The sequence below is a fragment of the Actinacidiphila yeochonensis CN732 genome (genome assembly GCF_000745345.1).
Taxonomy (GTDB): domain Bacteria; phylum Actinomycetota; class Actinomycetes; order Streptomycetales; family Streptomycetaceae; genus Actinacidiphila; species Actinacidiphila yeochonensis.
On the sequence record NZ_JQNR01000005.1, the window covers coordinates 2511082 to 2526146 of the forward strand.

Annotated in this window: 16 protein-coding genes; 8 read left to right on the forward strand and 8 right to left on the reverse strand. The window is 73.3% G+C overall.

Annotated features, from left to right (window positions below; genetic code table 11):
* Positions 1 to 61 precede the first annotated feature (61 nt).
* Entirely contained in the window at positions 62 to 457 is a 396-nt protein-coding gene (gene sodN / locus BS72_RS22635) for a superoxide dismutase, Ni (protein WP_037913070.1), read from the reverse strand.
* Between the two features lie 146 nt (positions 458 to 603).
* Between sodN and sodX the strand changes: the two genes are divergently transcribed.
* Entirely contained in the window at positions 604 to 1029 is a 426-nt protein-coding gene (sodX, locus tag BS72_RS22640; RefSeq protein WP_037913071.1) for a nickel-type superoxide dismutase maturation protease, read from the forward strand.
* On the opposite strand, the gene BS72_RS22645 is transcribed toward sodX, so the two are convergent.
* Positions 933 to 1565: a CGNR zinc finger domain-containing protein gene (locus tag BS72_RS22645; protein ID WP_037913073.1), complete on the reverse strand. Its 633-nt coding sequence runs from the start codon at positions 1563 to 1565 to the stop codon at positions 933 to 935. The genes sodX and BS72_RS22645 overlap by 97 nt on opposite strands.
* A 58-nt stretch (positions 1566 to 1623) precedes the next feature.
* Between BS72_RS22645 and BS72_RS22650 the strand changes: the two genes are divergently transcribed.
* Complete coding sequence (locus BS72_RS22650; protein ID WP_407639051.1) at positions 1624 to 2430, forward strand: class I SAM-dependent methyltransferase; 807 nt, start codon at positions 1624 to 1626, stop codon at positions 2428 to 2430.
* Positions 2431 to 2568: 138 nt separating this feature from the next.
* Here the strand turns inward: BS72_RS22650 and BS72_RS22655 are convergent, their stop codons facing one another.
* The 3 genes from BS72_RS22655 to BS72_RS22665 are packed head-to-tail and all read right to left on the reverse strand — an operon-like array spanning position 2569 to position 5284.
* Positions 2569 to 3321: an amino acid ABC transporter ATP-binding protein gene (locus BS72_RS22655; protein ID WP_037917217.1), complete on the reverse strand. Its 753-nt coding sequence runs from the start codon at positions 3319 to 3321 to the stop codon at positions 2569 to 2571.
* Positions 3322 to 3381: 60 nt separating this feature from the next.
* A complete protein-coding gene (locus BS72_RS22660; protein ID WP_037913077.1) occupies positions 3382 to 4326 on the reverse strand; it encodes an amino acid ABC transporter permease in 945 nt (314 codons plus the stop codon).
* 1 nt (position 4327) lies between these two features.
* A complete protein-coding gene (locus BS72_RS22665; RefSeq protein ID WP_037913079.1) occupies positions 4328 to 5284 on the reverse strand; it encodes an ABC transporter substrate-binding protein in 957 nt (318 codons plus the stop codon).
* Positions 5285 to 5812: 528 nt separating this feature from the next.
* Between BS72_RS22665 and BS72_RS22670 the strand changes: the two genes are divergently transcribed.
* The 3 genes from BS72_RS22670 to BS72_RS22680 all read left to right on the forward strand — a co-directional run bounded on the left by BS72_RS22670 (position 5813) and on the right by BS72_RS22680 (position 8647).
* On the forward strand, positions 5813 to 6976 hold the full coding sequence (locus BS72_RS22670; protein WP_407639000.1) for an NAD(P)-dependent malic enzyme: 1164 nt from the start codon (positions 5813 to 5815) through the stop codon (positions 6974 to 6976).
* Positions 6977 to 7088: 112 nt separating this feature from the next.
* Complete coding sequence (locus BS72_RS22675; RefSeq protein WP_051951482.1) at positions 7089 to 7436, forward strand: hypothetical protein; 348 nt, start codon at positions 7089 to 7091, stop codon at positions 7434 to 7436.
* 242 nt (positions 7437 to 7678) lie between these two features.
* Positions 7679 to 8647: a zinc-binding dehydrogenase gene (locus tag BS72_RS22680; RefSeq protein ID WP_037913085.1), complete on the forward strand. Its 969-nt coding sequence runs from the start codon at positions 7679 to 7681 to the stop codon at positions 8645 to 8647.
* Positions 8648 to 8777: 130 nt separating this feature from the next.
* Here the strand turns inward: BS72_RS22680 and BS72_RS22685 are convergent, their stop codons facing one another.
* From BS72_RS22685 to BS72_RS22695, 3 genes are all read right to left on the reverse strand, one after another.
* On the reverse strand, positions 8778 to 9890 hold the full coding sequence (locus BS72_RS22685) for a PadR family transcriptional regulator (protein ID WP_037913086.1): 1113 nt from the start codon (positions 9888 to 9890) through the stop codon (positions 8778 to 8780).
* Between the two features lies 1 nt (position 9891).
* A complete protein-coding gene (locus tag BS72_RS22690; RefSeq protein ID WP_051951484.1) occupies positions 9892 to 10782 on the reverse strand; it encodes a DUF4097 family beta strand repeat-containing protein in 891 nt (296 codons plus the stop codon).
* 316 nt (positions 10783 to 11098) lie between these two features.
* On the reverse strand, positions 11099 to 11284 hold the full coding sequence (locus tag BS72_RS22695; protein WP_037913089.1) for a DUF6104 family protein: 186 nt from the start codon (positions 11282 to 11284) through the stop codon (positions 11099 to 11101).
* Between the two features lie 534 nt (positions 11285 to 11818).
* On the opposite strand from BS72_RS22695, the gene BS72_RS22700 reads away from it, so the two are divergent.
* The 3 genes from BS72_RS22700 to BS72_RS22705 are packed head-to-tail and all read left to right on the forward strand — an operon-like array spanning position 11819 to position 15064.
* Positions 11819 to 13897, forward strand: coding sequence for a VMAP-C domain-containing protein (locus BS72_RS22700; RefSeq protein ID WP_157856304.1), 2079 nt, complete (start codon positions 11819 to 11821; stop codon positions 13895 to 13897).
* Entirely contained in the window at positions 13894 to 14049 is a 156-nt protein-coding gene (locus BS72_RS36680; protein ID WP_157856305.1) for a hypothetical protein, read from the forward strand. The genes BS72_RS22700 and BS72_RS36680 overlap by 4 nt, the downstream gene beginning before the upstream one ends.
* A gap of 1 nt (position 14050) precedes the next feature.
* On the forward strand, positions 14051 to 15064 hold the full coding sequence (locus BS72_RS22705; RefSeq protein ID WP_037913094.1) for an AAA family ATPase: 1014 nt from the start codon (positions 14051 to 14053) through the stop codon (positions 15062 to 15064).
* The last annotated feature ends 1 nt before the right edge of the window (position 15065 follow it).

Below are 15065 nucleotides of genomic sequence, written 5' to 3' on the forward strand. Positions count from 1 at the left end.
GGGTGCGGCCAGGGAGACTCTGCTGAGAAGAAAACGGCAGGTCAGAAGGCATGATCCAGGATCAGGCCTGCTTGGTCTCCCAGAAGATCTTGTCGATCTGCGCGATCAGGTCCAGGGCCTTCTGGCCCGTCGCCGGGTCGTTGGACGCCTTGGCGGCGCTGAGCGCCTTCAGGGTGTCGTTGACCAGCTGGTGCAGCTGGGGGTACTTCTCGAAGTGCGGGGCCTTGAAGTAGTCGCTCCACAGGACCGACACGTGGTGCTTGGCCAGCTCCGCGCGCTGCTCCTTGATCAGGACCGCCCGGGTGCGGAAGTCCGCGTCCTCGTTGGCCTGGTACTTCTCCTGGACCGCCTTCACGGACTCGGCCTCGATGCGGGCCTGGGCGGGGTCGTACACACCACAGGGCAGGTCGCAGTGGGCGGAGACCTTTACCTTGGGCGCGAACAGGCGAGCGAACATGGCTGTCCTTCCTCGTGATCGTCTTTCGAGTGCGACATTACTCCCTGGAGTACGTGTTTTCTCGGGTGCCCCTGGTGGCTGAGGACAAAAGTCTGATGCCACTCTGGTGGTGTCTTGGGGTGGAGGATCGAGCCAGGAGGCGAAGGATGCGGGAGCAGGGGGCCAGGCTGTCGTGGCAGCTGGTCGAGGTGACGGGTCCGTCGATGGCGCCCACGCTGCTGCACGGGGACTGGCTGCTGATCCAGAAGATCCGCAGCGGGGCCGAGCTGGTGCGTGAGGGCGACGTGGTGGTGCTGCGGCACCCGCTGCAGCAGGACCTGCTGATCGTCAAACGGGCCGTCGAGCGGCGGGCCGGCGGCTGGTGGGTGATGGGGGACAACGCCTTCGTCGCCAACGACAGCCGGGAGTTCGGCGCCGTGCCGGACGAGATGGTGCTGGCCCGGGCGCGGGCCCGTTTCCGGCCGCCGGGCGAGCTTCAGCGGTCGGTGGCCGGCGCGGCCTCCTGGGCGGCCTCCTGCGTGCGCCCGCTGCGCGCGGACCGCTCGCTCTCCAGGCGCTTGCGCGCCCGGTAGGCGGCCACGTTGGCGCGGGTGGCGCAGCGGTCGGAGCAGTAGCGGCGGGACCGGTTGGTCGAGGTGTCGACGTAGGCGTTGCGGCACGGCGACGCCTGGCAGATGCCGAGGCGGTCCACCCCCAGCGAGGTGAGCTGGACCGCCAGGCCCATGCAGGCGCTGGCCGAGTAGGCGGCCGCGGCGTTGGCGGCCTGGTCGGCCAGGTGCATGTGCCAGTCGCGCCGTCCGGTCGCCTCGTCCAGGGAGTCGTGCCCGGACACCTGGGGGCTGACCGGGTACTCCAGCATGAGCGCGTTCAGCAGGTCGACGGCCCGCACCTCGTCCCCCTCGTCGGCGGCCTCGAAGATGCCGCGGAGCCGGGTGCGGACGGCCCGCAGTCGGGCGATGTCGGCCTCGGTCGCCCTGGCGGCGAGCAGGGTGCCGGCGCCCAGGAGCTGCCGCACCGCGTCCGCGGTGGCCAGGCCGTCCGTCCCGCGCCTGGGCTCCTCGGTGTTCACCAGGTGCACCGCGTAGTCGGCGTAAGAGGCAAGTTCCACTTGTAATCCTTACGTATGGCCGTCTCGTCTCAGTAATGAGCACGGTGGCTATCAGGGTATTACGGACCGGGAGGGACACGGCGTGGAGCAGACGGAGCAGGGCACCCGCACGGGCTCGTACGGTACGGACTGGGCTGCCTGGCAGCGCAGCTGGGACCGCCGGCAGGAGTGGCACCTGCCGGACCGCGAGGAACGCTTCCGGGTGATGCTCGACATGGTCGAGGCGACCGTCGGCCCGACGCCCCTCGTGCTCGACCTCGCGTGCGGCACCGGCAGCATCACCGACCGGCTGCTGCGACGCCTCCCCGGGGCCCGCGGCACCGGCGTCGACCTCGACCCGGCGCTGCTCGCCATCGCCCGCGGCACCTTCGGGGGCGACGAGCGCGCCGCGTTCGCCACCGCTGACCTCAAGGCGCCCGACCGGCCGGCCGCACTGCCGCACGGCCGTTACGACGCGGTGCTGACCGCCACCGCCCTGCACTGGCTGCACAGCGACGAACTGGAGCTGCTCTACGGCCAGTTGGCCGAGCTGGTGCGGCTCGGCGGGGTCTTCCTGAACGCCGACCGGATGCCCGACCCGGCGACGCCCGGGATCGACGCCGCCGAATCCGCCCTGCGGCACGCCCGGATGGACGAGGCCAGGGCCGCCGGAGCGCTGGACCGGCGCGAGTGGTGGCAGCTGGCCGCCGCCGACCCGGTGCCGGCCGAGCCCACGGCGGAGCGGTTCCGGATCTACGGGGAGCACGCCGACGGCGACACCCCCTCGGCCGCGTGGCACGCGCGGGCGCTGCGTGCGGCGGGCTTCGCGGAGGCCCGCGCGGTGTGGGCCTCGCCCTCGGACACGATGGTGCTCGGGCCGCGGTAGGCCCGCTCGCAGCCGTGTGGCGGCGCGCGTCCCGCCGGAGCGGCGAACGCACGACGGCGGGGCCCGGAGTGAACCGGGCCCCGCCCCCGCCGGGCCCAGAAGGGGCCTTCGAGCCAGAGGCCCCGGAGGACCCTCGGCTCAGAGGACCTTCGACAGGAACGCCTTCGTCCGTTCGTGGCGCGGGTTGCCCAGCACCTCGCGCGGGTGGCCGGACTCGACCACCCGCCCGTCGTCCATGAAGACCAGTGCGTCGCCGACCTCCCGGGCGAACCCCATCTCGTGCGTGACGACGATCATCGTCATGCCCTCCTCGGCCAGGCCCCGCATCACGTCCAGCACCTCGCCGACCAGCTCCGGGTCGAGCGCGGAGGTGGGCTCGTCGAAGAGCATCAGCTTCGGCTCCATCGCCAGCGCGCGGGCGATGGCCACCCGCTGCTGCTGCCCGCCGGACAGCTGGGACGGGTAGGAGCCGGCCTTGTCGGCCAGCCCCACCCGGTCCAGGAGCCGGCCGGCCCGCTCCCGGGCCACCGCCTTGCTCTCCCGCCGGACCCGGACCGGCGCCTCCATGACGTTCTCCAGCGCCGTCATGTGCGGGAAGAGGTTGAACCGCTGGAAGACCATGCCGATGTCGCGCCGCTTGGCGGCCACCTCGCGGTCGCGCAGCTCGTACAGCCGCCCGCCGTGCTCCCGGTAGCCGACCAGCTCGCCGTCGACCCGCAGCCGGCCGGCGCTGATCTGCTCCAGGTGGTTGACGCACCGCAGGAACGTGGACTTGCCCGAGCCGGACGGACCGATCAGGCAGAACACCTCCCGCGGCGCGACCTCCAGGTCGATGCCCTTGAGGATGTGCGCGGCGCCGAAGGACTTGTGCACCGCCTCGGCCCGCACCATCGGCTCCGCACCGCTCGGGGTGCCCTTGTCCAGGGACAGGTTGCTCGTCGTGCTCATCTCTCAGGCCGCCTTCGGTCGGCGCACGGTGGTCAGGACCGCCCGTACCTTCTGCCACGGGGTGGCCGGCAGGGCGCGCTGCGAGCCGCGGGCGTAGTGGCGCTCCAGGTAGAACTGGCCGACGCTGAAGACGCTGGTCAGCACCAGGTACCAGAACGAGGCGACGAAGAGCATCTCCATCACCGCCGTCGTGTCGCTGCCGATGTCCGAGGTGGCGCGCAGCAGTTCGGTGTACTGCACGACGGAGACGAGCGACGAGGTCTTGAGCATGTTGATGAACTCGTTGCCGGACGGCGGGATGATCACCCGCATCGCCTGCGGCAGCACGATCCGCCGCATCGTCTGACCACTCGTCAGGCCCAGCGCGTGCGCCGCCTCCGTCTGCCCCTCGTCCACCGACTGGATGCCGGCCCGGACGATCTCCGCCATGTACGCGCCCTCGTTCAGCCCCAGGCCCAGCAGCGCGGCCACGAACGGGGTGATGACGGCGACGGTGTCGTTCTTGTACAGCGGCATCAGGTTGATCACGGGGAAGATCAACGAGAGGTTGAACCACATCAGCAGCTGCACGTACACCGGCGTGCCGCGGAAGAACCAGATGTACAGCCACGACACCGCGCTGGTCACCGGGTTCCGCGACAGCCGCATCACCGCCAGCAGCACGCCCAGCACCAGGCCGAGCGCCATCGCGCAGACGGAGACCAGGAGCGTGTGCCAGACGCCCTGGAGCACCGTGTGGTCCAGGAGCCGGCCGCGGACGGTGCCCCACAGGACGCTGCCCTGCGAGAAGGCGTAGCCGAGCCACCCCAGCAGCGCGAGCACCACCACGCCGGACACCCAGCGCCCCCAGTGGCGCACCGGGACGGCCCGGATCGGCTCGTAGGGGAGGGCGCCGCGGGCGGTGTCGCGCGGCGGGCGGTCCTCCGTGCCGGTCGTCACCCCGCCCATGTCAGGAACCGCCGTTGACGGCCGCCTGCTGGATGGCGCCGCTCGTGGCGTTCCACTTCTGGAGCACCTTGGTGTAGGTGCCGTCCGCGATGATCGCGTTCATCGCCGCCAGCAGGGCGTCCCGCAGCTGGGCGTTGTCCTTGGCCGTCGCGATGCCGAACGGGCCCGCGTCCGCCGGGGAGCCGGCCACCTCGAAGGCGCCGCCGGACTTCTGCGCGATGTAGGCGGCGACGGGGGTGTCGTTGAGGTCGGCCACCGCGCCGCCCGCCTTCACCCGGGTCTGCGCCTCGGCGTCGGTGTCGTAGGACTCGACCTTCAGCCCCTTGGAGCCGCACGCCTTCTTCTGCTGGTTGAAGGCGTCCTCGTAGATCGTGCCGCGCTGCACCGCCACCGTCCTGCCGCACAGGTCGGTGAGCTGGGTGACGTGGTCCGGGTTGCCCTTCTTCACCAGAAGGGAGGAGCCCGACATGTAGTAGTCGACGAAGTCGACGCCGGTCCCGGTCTTCTTGCCGTTGTCGTCGATGCCCTGCTGACGCTTCTTCGTGTCGCTCATGGAGGACATGACGGCGTCCTCGCGGCCGGTGTAGAGCGAGGTGATCAGGCCGTCGAAGGTGCCGTTGGTGAACTCGAAGCGGACGCCGAGCTGCTTGGACATGGCCGCGGCGATGTCGGGGTCGATACCGACGATCGTGCCGTTCTCGGTCTGCTCCATGGGCGCGTAACTCGCGTCCGTGCCGACCTTGACGACCTTCGAGTCCTGGTACTTCTGCGGCAGTTTGGAGAAGAGCGGCGCGGTGGAGGTGCTGGCCGCGGCGCCGGTGCCGGAGGTCGCCGGGGAGGCGTCCTTCTTGGTCTGGTCGCCGCACCCGGCGAGCACCAGGGAGCCGGCGACCGCCAGTGCGGCGACCGCGGTGAGTCGGGGGAGAGCGCTGTGCGGCTGGGGAGAGCCTGCGGTCATCGCTTGTGTCCTCCTGGACAACGGGATTGCACGGAGGTGGCCGTTGGCACGCGTCTTCGAGGACCGCCACCCTGTGTGATCCGTGCATCTTGCCATCCGGACAGCTCCGAGCAGGGGTCCCGTTGTGTCAAAATCGGATAACGGGCGATCCCCGGGCTCCCATCGGGCCGGTTCACCAGGGCCGGACCGTTGTGGCGCCGCGCCGGGCGGGTGCCTTCCCGCAAACCGCCGGCGCAACACCGACGACCCGTCACCGGACGCGGATTTCCGGTAGAACGGGATCTTCAACCCCTCATCCGGGGGCCACGGCGCGCGTGCGGCGCGCCCGGCGTCGGCCCGCCGCCACTCTCACTCGTCCGTGGCGGTGCGCGTGCCGCGCCCTCCTCTTCCCGTCTTTCGGGGGAGGATTCCCTCACCTATCGACATTTGGGGTCACAAGTGGCAGCGGAGATCATCAACCCCCTGGCCGGTACGGACACCGGCTCGAACACAGCGTCAGGACCGGTTGCCGCAGCGGATGCTGACGCGGTGGCGGATCTGTCCGCCAAGCCGGTGTTCGCCCTGCACCGCGGCGGCAAGATGGAGATCGCGGCCACGGTCGCGCTGCGGGACGCCGCCGACCTGTCGCTGGCCTACACCCCCGGGGTGGCCGAGGTGTGCAAGGCCATCGCCGAACAGCCGGAAATGGCCGACGAGTTCACGTGGGCTTCGCGAGTGGTCGCGGTCGTCACCGACGGCACGGCGGTGCTCGGCCTCGGCGACATCGGACCGCGCGCGTCGCTGCCGGTGATGGAGGGCAAGGCCATCCTGTTCAAGCAGTTCGGCGGGGTGGACGCGGTGCCGATCGCGCTGGACTGCACGGACGTCGACGAGATCGTGGAGACCGTCGTCCGCCTCGCTCCCTCCTTCGGCGGTATCAACCTGGAGGACATCTCGGCGCCGCGCTGCTTCGAGATCGAGCAGCGGCTGAAGGACGCCCTGGACATCCCGGTCTTCCACGACGACCAGCACGGCACGGCCGTCGTCACCCTCGCCGCGCTGCGCAACGCCGCCCTGCTGACCGGGCGCAAGCTCGGCGACCTGCGGGCGGTCGTCTCCGGGGCGGGCGCGGCGGGCGTGGCCATCGCCAGGATCCTGGTGGAGGCCGGCATCGGCGACGTGGCGGTGGCCGACCGCAAGGGCGTCGTGCACGCGGGCCGCGACGACCTGAACCCGGTCAAGCGGGAGATCGCCGCCTACACCAACCGGGCCGGGCTCACCGGCTCGCTCGCCTCGGCGCTGGAGGGCGCGGACGTCTTCATCGGCGTCTCCGGCGGCACGGTGCCGGAGGAGGCGGTGGCGAAGATGGCCGAGGGCTGCTTCGTCTTCGCGATGGCCAACCCGGACCCGGAGATCCACCCGGACGTGGCCCACCGGTACGCCTCGGTCGTCGCGACCGGGCGCAGCGACTTCCCCAACCAGATCAACAACGTGCTGGCCTTCCCGGGCATCTTCGCCGGCGCCCTCCAGGTCCGGGCGACCGCGATCACGGAGTCCATGAAGCTCGCGGCGGCCGAGGCGCTGGCCTCCGTCGTCGCCGACGAGCTGTCCCCCGACCGGGTGATCCCGTCCCCGTTCGACCCCCGTGTGGCCCCCGCCGTCACGGCGGCGGTCGCGGAGGCGGCGCGCGAGGCGGGCGTGGCGCGGAGCTGAGGTTCCCGCGCGAGGTGGGTATCGCCCACGTGCCCCGGTGGGGTGGGTGGGTGGTATGCGCGTGCCTCACCGCCTGCCGGAGATCGGACGAGGCGACCTGCGGGTATGGCCCGTGCCCCTGTTGAGGAAGAGCGAGGAGTCCGACATCGTCACGGATGCAGCGGTGGACCCGCGTGGACTGCTGCCCCTCGGCGGGGCCGGAGCCACCCCGGACCGTCGGAAGCACGTCGAGTCCACCGCGGGTGGCGTCCTCAGCCCCGCACCTGCCGTGTCCGTCCCCGAGCCGGAGGCGGCGCCGCTCACCGATCCCGGTCTGCGGCGCCGCCTGCTGAGCGGGTTGGAGCAGGCGGCGGCCGGAACCACGCATGACCTCGGGGACTTCGCCCAGTTCCTCGCGAGGGATCACCCGAAGGGGTGGGGTGGCGAGCGTGTGTGCCTGCCGTCGAGGGGAGTTCGGTAGCCAGGAGGCGGCACCGGTGGGGCGGTGGTCAGGACCGTTCCGGAGTGTCGGCCGCTGTCGCCTGATCGCGCGTGGAGGACCGTTTGAGTGCCGAACCCCACCCGTATGACGTCGGCGACCCCGAGAGGCCGCTGGAGTACGCCATCCGGCACGTTCGGGGGACCGGGTGCGGATCATCGAGGGCGCGGCCAGTGCGGCTGGGGAGCGTTGCCGCTGACCGGTAAGGGGCCTAGGGTCGGGCCATGTTTGCTGTGTACGCCGCACGGACCGACGCGAAGCGCCCGCTGGACGGTCTTGAGCTGGGCGAGCGGCCGGAGCCGGCCGCCCGGGAGGGCTGGACGACCGTCGAGGTGCGCGCCGCCTCGCTGAACCACCACGACCTGTGGTCGCTGCGCGGGGTCGGGCTGGGTGAGAAGAGCCTGCCGATGATCCTCGGGTGCGACGCCGCCGGCGTGGACGAGAACGGCGACGAGGTGGTCGTCCACGCGGTCGTCGGGCAGACCGGCCACGGTGTCGGCCCGGACGAGCCGCGCTCGATCCTCACCGAGCGGTACCAGGGGACGTTCGCCGAACGGGTGTCGGTGCCGGTGTGGAACCTGCTGCCCAAGCCGCCGGAGCTGTCGTTCGAGGAGGCCGCGTGCCTGCCCACGGCGTGGCTGACGGCCTACCGGATGCTCTTCACCAACGCCGGGGTGCGGCCCGGGGACGCGGTGCTCGTGCAGGGCGCCGGCGGGGGTGTCGCGACGGCCGCGATCGTCCTGGCCAAGGCCGCCGGCCTGCGCGTCTACGCCACCAGCCGGGACGCGGGCAAGCGGGCGCGGGCCGCCGCCCTGGGCGCGCACGGGGTGTTCGAGCCCGGCGCCCGGCTGCCCGAGCGGGTGGACGCCGTACTGGAGACGGTCGGCGCGGCCACGTGGTCGCACTCGGTGAAGTCGCTGCGACCCGGCGGCACCGTCGTCATCTCGGGTGCCACCAGCGGGCCGAACCCGCCGGCCGCCGAGCTGAACCGGATCTTCTTCCTCGAACTGAAGGTCGTCGGCTCCACGATGGGCACGAAGGACGAGCTGGCCGACCTGCTCGGCTTCTGCGCCGCCACCGGCGTGCGGCCGGTCGTCGACTCGGTGCTGCCGATGTCCCGCGCCCGCGAGGCGTTCTCCCGGCTGGCCGAGGGGGACGTCTTCGGCAAGCTGGTGCTCACGCCGTCGTCGTGAGCCGTCGGCCGGCCTGCGGGTGCCCGCGGGCAACCGTGTCCCGTGGGCCGGAGGACGACGGGGACGGCGCGGCCTCCGCGCTCCTGGGGGAGGCGGAGGCCGGTGCGGGCGGCCTGGCCGGCCTGGTCGGTCAGTCGGCGCCGCGGCGGAGGACGGCCGCGATGCCGGCCGCGGCGGTGGTGACGTGCCGGCGTACCTCGCGGAGCTGGGCGTCTGTGATGCCGCCGTCGCGGGCCGCGTCGCGGACGTCGTCCCGGAAACGGTCCAGCAGGCGTTCGAGGTCACGGAACGGGTCGGCTGACGGCGGCTCGGTGTCCTCGGTGCGCTCGGCATTCTCGGTGCGCTCGGTGTTCCCGGCTCGCTCGGTGTTCTCGGGGGCGCCGGTGGAGGTGTCCGGTTCGGGACTCGCGGCCTCGGCCTCCCGCTGGTCCGCGTCCCCGTGCGGCTGGTCGTGCGGCTGGTCCGCGTCCTCGGGCGAGGGCGAGGTCGCCCATCCCCAGGGGGAGGCGGCGTCCTTGCCGGCGCCGGGCCGGGGCGTCTCCTGGCCGAACCTCCCGAGCTCGCGGGTGAGTTCGGCCAGGCCCTCGCGGAGCCCGGACTGCCAGTCCCCGGCCCGGGCGTGCGTCTGCACCTGGTCCTGCACCTGCCGGGCGATGCGCTGCACCTCCTCCCGCGCGCTCTCCATCGCCTCGCGCGCGGCCGTGGCCTGGCGGTGGGCGTCGTGGGCCTCCTGCTTGGCCCGGCGGCTCTCCTCCTTCGCCTGCCTGGCCTGCTCGCGCCACTGCTGCTTGGCCTCCTCCCAGGACGAGGTGCCCTCGGAGCCGCGGCCCTCCCGGCCGTACCCGCCGGAGTCGGTCCTGGCCTGCCGCGCCGCGGCCTGCATCTCCCGGCGCAGATCGCCGGCGTTGCCCCGGACGTCCGCCCGGATCTCGGCGGCCAGCGCGGAGACCGAGTCACGGATCTCCGCCTCCAGGCCGGCGATCTCCTCGGCCCGGGAGGCGAGTTCGGCGCGGCCGTCGTCGGTGAGCGCGTACACCTTGCGGCCGCCCTCGGTGGAGTGGGTGACCAGGCCCTCCTTCTCCAGCTTGGCCAGCCGCGGGTAGACGGTGCCGGCGGAGGGCGCGTACAGGCCCTGGAAGCGCTCCTCCAGCAGGCGGATCACCTCGTAGCCGTGGCGCGGCGCCTCGTCGAGCAGCTTGAGCAGGTACAGCCGCAGCCGGCCGTGGGCGAAGACGGGGGCCATGTCAGGACTCCTTCCGCAGGCCGGACGCGCCCGTTTCCGGTGCGCCGCCCGGGGTTCCGTGGCCGGAGTCGTCGAGGCTGGGGCGGCGGAGCACCGCGATGGCGCCGGAGACAGTGGTGGCGCGCAGCCGGGTGCCGCCGTCGATCCGCCCGCCGATCCGCCCGCTGACCCGCTTCGCGCCCCAGCCGCCGTCGACCCGCAGCTCGTCGAAGGCGCAGGAGACCCGGCCGCTGGTCGTGCTGGCGTCCACCTCGGCGTCGCCGTGCTCGGGCAGGCGCAGCGCGATCTCGCCCGAGACGGTGTTGAGCCGCACGTCGCCGCCGGGCACGGTGCCCAGGTCGAGCACCATGTTGCCGCTGACCGAGTCGCCCTTGACCGCCGAGCTGGTGCCGTCCACGACGGTCAGGTCGCCGGAGACGGTGGAGAAGTGCAGGTCGCCGGAGAGCGACTGCGCCTCGACGCTGCCGCTCACGGTCTGCGCCCGCACCTTGCCGCTCAGGCCGACCAGGGTGGTGTCGCCGCCCACACCCTGCACGGAGGTGCTGCCGGAGACACCGGACACCACCGCGCCGGCGCCGACCGTCGCCACCTCGACGGCGGTCCGCTGCGGGACGGTCAGGGAGACCACCGCCCGGCGCCGCCAGCTCTTCCGGGTGATCTTCAGGAACCCGTTCCAGCGCAGGTCCTCGTAGCCGACGGTCAGCCGGCCGCCCTTCAGCGAGACCTTCAGCGGCGGGCCGTCGACCTCGGTGATCTCCACCCGGGCGGACGGGCCCTCGGAGCCGACGACGTTCACCTCGCCGTTGACGATCTTGACGGTCACGGTGTCGACCTGTTCGTCGAAGACGAACGTCGCGGGCTCGGAGACGGTCCGCTCCGACGTGTCGCCCATGGTCCCCTCCTTGGATGCCGGGAACGCAACATATCGCGTCCACCCCATAGACACGATATATCGCGTAGCCGCCACGTCAAGCGGCTTTCCGCCGCCACTCCGCGGATTCGCGATACAGGCGCGAAGGAAGCGGGCTCGGCGCGTCGGCGAACGCGCTCGGCTCGTCGGCGAACGGGCTCGATCCGTCAACGAGTCGCGCTCGGTCCGTCAATGAGCGCGTGGCCACGAACGGGTGCCGTACGCGCGTACGGGCCGACCGGTGGCACGGCCGTCGGGAGCCGCCGCGCGTTCCGGCCGGCGCACCGGGCCCCGGGTGTCAGTCGTCCTCGTCGTCCTCGTCGTCCAGGCGGGCGAGCCAGGTGGCGAGGCGTTCGACGGGCACCTCGAACTCGGGGTTGAGGTCGACGAACTCCCGCAGCCGGTCGGCCAGCCAGTCCAGGGTGACCTCCTCCTCGCCGCGCCGGTCGGCGAGCTCCTCGATACCGCGGTCGGTGAAGTACACGATCTGCTCCGAAACAGGGATGGGGCACCCGGGGGACGGGCAGGTAGGGCGCGGGAGGCGCGCCGGGCGCCCGCCGCGCGGGGCCGCCGCGCGGAGGTGCGTGAAGGGCGCGGGCCCGCGTCCCCGCCGGTGCCCCGGGGGCGGACGGGACGTACTCCGCAAGGATAGGCAGTGTCCGGGAAGGGGGCCCATCCCGGTGGGGACAGGCGATAGCCTTCGTGAACAAGCCGCGCAAGCCGCGCAAGCCGGTCGGGCCGTTCATATGGGACGCGCCGGACACGCCGGACGTGACGGTCGGCCCGGCCGGGGCGGCCGGGCCGGTATGAACGGCCGGGCAGGTCGAGCCGCCCAGGTCGGCCGGGCGGCAGGTCGTCGGGGGAGTGGAAGCGTGCGGACGGCGGAGGCCGGCGGGCCCGGCGGGAGAGCGGCGGCGCGGACCGACGGCGCGCCGGCCTCCGCCCTCCCGCGCGGCGCCCCGCGCGCACCGTCCGGTCGGAGCCCCGCGGCCCGCGGCGCGGCAAGGGGCGCGCGGTGATGTCGGGGGGCGCACCGGAGCAGGCCGCCGAGGCCGCTGAGATCCTGGTCCCGCTGGCCGCCGAGGCGACTGTGCGCATTCACGGGGCCGAGCCCGGGAATCCTTTTGTGGGCAGCGGTTTCTTCGTCGCCCGCAACTGGGTGCTGACCTGCGCCCACGTGGTGTGGGCCGGGGCGCGGCCGGGGCGGGTGCGGCCGGAGGGGGTCCAGGCGCCGCGGGCTCCGGGCGCGGCACGGCCGCAAGGGGAGGCAGGAGTGGGCGCGCCGCGCAACGTGCTCGTCGGACACGGCGACAAGCTGCTGGCCGGCGTGGTCGAGTGGACCTCGGCGTCCGCCCCGGCCGCGCCCGGCCCGGACGGCTCCGGTGAGCGCTGGCCGGTCCCGGACCTGGCCCTGGTCCGGCTCACCGACCAGGTCGAGCACCCCTGCGTGTGGATGACCGAGCGCACCCCCAAGGGCTACACCACCAACCAGGTCGCGTACTTCGGCTGGCTGCTGCTGGACGGCGAGCCGGTCCCGTACAACGGGCGCTGCACGGTGAGCGGGCAGCTCGGCGTGGGCGGCGGCGGGGCGCTGCGGCTGAGCAACGACGACGAGATGCCGCAGGGCCTGTCCGGCGGGCCCGTGGTGGACCTGGTGCGCGGCGAGGTGATCGGCGTGCTCAAGGCCCGGCGCCGGGACCGGGACGGCGGCCTGGCCGTCAGCGTGCAGCAGCTGCGCCACCTGCCGCCGGACGAGCGCGCCGACGCCGACCTCTACCACCGGGTGGTGACCGGCCACGACCTCTACCACTCCGACCGCCACCGGTACGTCGTCGACGACACCTTCTACGGCTGGACGGACGCCCACACCGACATCGGTGCCGCCGCCGACCGCGCCCTCACCCCCGGCCAGCGCACCGCGCTGCTCGGTCTGCTCGCCCAGCTCCCGCCGCCCGCCGCCGCCCGCACCCTCCAGGACCTGGTGGCCGAGGTGCGCGGCGGCGCACCCCAGGGGTACACCCTCGCCCCGCGCGCCTGGCGGGACGGCCTGGGCATGCTCTACGACCTGCGCCGCGGCTCGGAGTTGGAGGCGGTACTGCGGTACGCGATGCTCGCGGCCACCGACGAGCGGACCGAGCCCGCCGAGCCGGTGGCCGAGCGGGCGCTGTGGGAGTGGGCCGAGGAGGCAGCCGCCGCGCAGGGGTTGAGCATGCGGTTCCGCAACTCGCTCGCCACCGAGCGGCGTTCCCGGCTGCGCGCACGGGCCGTCGACGACGTGCTGGCCGGAGTGGACCAGCGGCCGCGCGGGGAGGCCCAGCTGGAGATCATCCCGCGCGGCTGGGAGCCCGACCGCTTCGACTGGCGGGTGACCGTGGTGCCGGAGAACGGCGAAGTGGACTGCGTCCAGGAGGACTTCCACGGCACGCCGGCCGCCGAACTGCCCGTCCGGCTGGCCGGGCCGCTGGCCGAGGCGTTCCGCCGCTGCGACGAGCCCGGGCACACCGCGCCGCTGAACCTGGCCGTCCCCGGCTCGCTGATGGCCTTCGCCGCCGACGCCTGGCGGCTGGCCCCCGGCGAGCCCGCGCTGGGCACCCTCCGCCCGCTGGTGGTGCGCCGCACCGACTCGCCGGGCGACGAGGACCCGGAGGCGGCCGAGGAGCGGTTGGGCCGCTGGCGCTCCCTGCACCACGGCCGCCCCGCGCCCGAGGTGCTCGACTGCGACCAGGCGGTGGCCGCCGACCTCCCCGACGACGAGGCGCTGCGCGGTCGGCCGCGGGACCTGCTGCCGGTGCTGTGCCGCAGCGCCGAGACCGCGCCGGAGGCGCTGCACCGGCTGATCCGCTGCGGCTACTCGGTCGCGCTGTGGCGGCGCGAACCGGTCGGCGCCGACCGGGTGTGCGCCGACTTCCACCGCGGGGTGCCGCGCACCGTCCACGCCGCCGGCACCGCCGCCGGACTGCCCGCGGCCCTGGCCGTACTGCGCTCGGCGGTGGCGGCGGGGGTGCCGGAGGCGTACTGGTCCGACGGCCTCGCCCTGCTCTACGACGATCCGACCCGGCCCCTTCCAGGCACCGACGAGCTGCTGGAGACGCCATGACCGCGCATCACGAGGACCACCGGGACCACCAGGAGCACGACGACGGGGACAGGCGCGACGAGCGGTGCAGGTACGACGACCAGGACCACGACGACCACCAGGGCACCGCCGGGCCGGGGATCCGGGTACGGGAGGGGCAGCGCGATGAGTGACATGACCGAGCCCGGGGCCGCCGGCGAGTGGCTCATCTACCGGGGCACCGGCGAGCCCCACAACGGCATCGAGGCGCTGCCCGAGCCGCCGCCGTGGCGGGACTTCGACGGCGGGCCGCTGGTGGAGCCGGCGCCCGGCGCGGACAGCTCCTCGGCCCGCCGGCTGGGCGCCTACCGGCACATGGCCGAACTGCACCGGCCCAGCCCGGAGGAGCTGGAGATGGTCAACGCGGCGCTCTACCTGCGCCGCCCGCTGCTGGTCACCGGCAGCCCGGGCGCCGGCAAGTCCACCCTCGCGCACGCGGTCGCGTACGAACTGGGCCTGGGCCGGGTGCTGCACTGGCCGATCGTCAGCCGCAGCACCCTCCAGGACGGCCTGTACCGCTACGACGCCATCGCCCGGCTCCAGGACACCCAGATCGCCGCGAACACCGGCACCGCGCCGCCCGGCGGCATCGGCAGCTACATCCGGCTCGGCCCGCTGGGCACGGCACTGCTGCCCACCGCCAGACCGCGGGTGCTCCTCGTCGACGAGCTCGACAAGTCCGACATCGACCTGCCCAACGACCTCCTGAACGTCATGGAGGAGGGCGAGTTCGGGATACCGGAACTGGAGCGGCTCGCCGAACGCGAGCCGGTGGTCGACGTGATGACCGACGACGGCGCCCGGGTCGCCGTCACCGAGGGCCGGATCCGCTGCCGGGCCTTCCCGTTCGTGATCCTCACCAGCAACGGCGAACGCGACTTCCCGCCACCGCTGCTGCGCCGCTGCATCCACCTGGAGCTGGGCCGCCCCGACTACGACCGGCTGTCCACCGTCGTCCGCGCGCACCTCGGCGACGAGGCCGCGACGGTCGGCGACGACCTCGTACAGCGCTTCCTGGAGCGTTCCCGCAGCGAACTGCTCGCCACCGACCAGCTGTTGAACGCGATCTACCTGACCCACCACGCGGCGCCGCCGTCCCGGTCCCGGCTGGCCGACATGCTCATCCAGCGGCTCGACCGGCCGAGGTGAG

What these genes read in the sequence shown, in the direction of transcription:
- BS72_RS22685 (WP_037913086.1), bottom strand. Translation starts at nt 9,890, where the DNA reads ATGGCCCCCGTCTTCGCCCACGGCCGGCTGCGGCTGTACCTGCTCAAG.
- BS72_RS22660 (WP_037913077.1), bottom strand. Translation starts at nt 4,326, where the DNA reads ATGGGCGGGGTGACGACCGGCACGGAGGACCGCCCGCCGCGCGACACC.
- BS72_RS22655 (WP_037917217.1), bottom strand. Translation starts at nt 3,321, where the DNA reads ATGGTGCGGGCCGAGGCGGTGCACAAGTCCTTCGGCGCCGCGCACATC.
- sodX (WP_037913071.1), top strand. Translation starts at nt 604, where the DNA reads ATGCGGGAGCAGGGGGCCAGGCTGTCGTGGCAGCTGGTCGAGGTGACG.
- BS72_RS22690 (WP_051951484.1), bottom strand. Translation starts at nt 10,782, where the DNA reads ATGGGCGACACGTCGGAGCGGACCGTCTCCGAGCCCGCGACGTTCGTC.
- BS72_RS36680 (WP_157856305.1), top strand. Translation starts at nt 13,894, where the DNA reads ATGACCGCGCATCACGAGGACCACCGGGACCACCAGGAGCACGACGAC.
- BS72_RS22665 (WP_037913079.1), bottom strand. Translation starts at nt 5,284, where the DNA reads ATGACCGCAGGCTCTCCCCAGCCGCACAGCGCTCTCCCCCGACTCACC.
- BS72_RS22680 (WP_037913085.1), top strand. Translation starts at nt 7,679, where the DNA reads ATGTTTGCTGTGTACGCCGCACGGACCGACGCGAAGCGCCCGCTGGAC.
- sodN (WP_037913070.1), bottom strand. Translation starts at nt 457, where the DNA reads ATGTTCGCTCGCCTGTTCGCGCCCAAGGTAAAGGTCTCCGCCCACTGC.
- BS72_RS22705 (WP_037913094.1), top strand. Translation starts at nt 14,051, where the DNA reads ATGACCGAGCCCGGGGCCGCCGGCGAGTGGCTCATCTACCGGGGCACC.
- BS72_RS22700 (WP_157856304.1), top strand. Translation starts at nt 11,819, where the DNA reads ATGTCGGGGGGCGCACCGGAGCAGGCCGCCGAGGCCGCTGAGATCCTG.